The following is a 501-nucleotide window of genomic DNA, read 5'->3' on the forward strand; positions in this document are numbered from 1 at the left end:
ATGAAAACAGCAGAGTAGTCCGTTCGAATCGGGTTATTCGTTCATCACCCTGCAAATCGTTTAAGGGAGATACTCATCGGCACAGGTATGTCGACGACGATTGGCACCGGTCCGGCGAACGGAACGAGTCGAGAACTGCGGTTGCTAAGCGGGTTCGTGGTCCGCATCGAGATTACCACAGACCCAGACTACGCGGCGAGACTCGATGTCCACCACGACGGCCGACGATGGGTCTACGGTATCGATAGCAACGAGAAGGCGACGTTCATCGACGCGTTCGACGACGGTCGCGTCGACGATCCCGACGAGCCAGAGTGGATGCGCGAGGTCTTTCTGGAGTTGGAGGTCGATTGGGAATGACGCTACGGTTCCGGCAACTCGTCTTCATCGACGTTGCCCGCGAGGAACTCGCGGCCGAAGTCCGTGAGCTCGTAGATACCGTTCTCGTTCGAAAAGAGGTTCGCAGATTCCAATACTCGCATCCTCTTGTTCACGTACACA

At 56.3% G+C, this 501-nt stretch carries 1 protein-coding gene; it reads left to right on the forward strand.

All coding sequences use genetic code 11. The features are described from left to right. Nucleotides 1-87 precede the first annotated feature (87 nt). Nucleotides 88-360 (forward strand): hypothetical protein, encoded by a 273-nt coding sequence (locus DVK00_RS20790; RefSeq protein WP_115891764.1) that lies wholly within the window; start codon nucleotides 88-90, stop codon nucleotides 358-360. Nucleotides 361-501 lie beyond the last annotated feature (141 nt).

Source organism: Haloarcula sp. Atlit-47R (assembly GCF_003665985.1).
GTDB lineage: Archaea > Halobacteriota > Halobacteria > Halobacteriales > Haloarculaceae > Haloarcula > Haloarcula taiwanensis.

What these genes read in the sequence shown, in the direction of transcription:
- DVK00_RS20790 (WP_115891764.1), top strand. Translation starts at nt 88, where the DNA reads ATGTCGACGACGATTGGCACCGGTCCGGCGAACGGAACGAGTCGAGAA.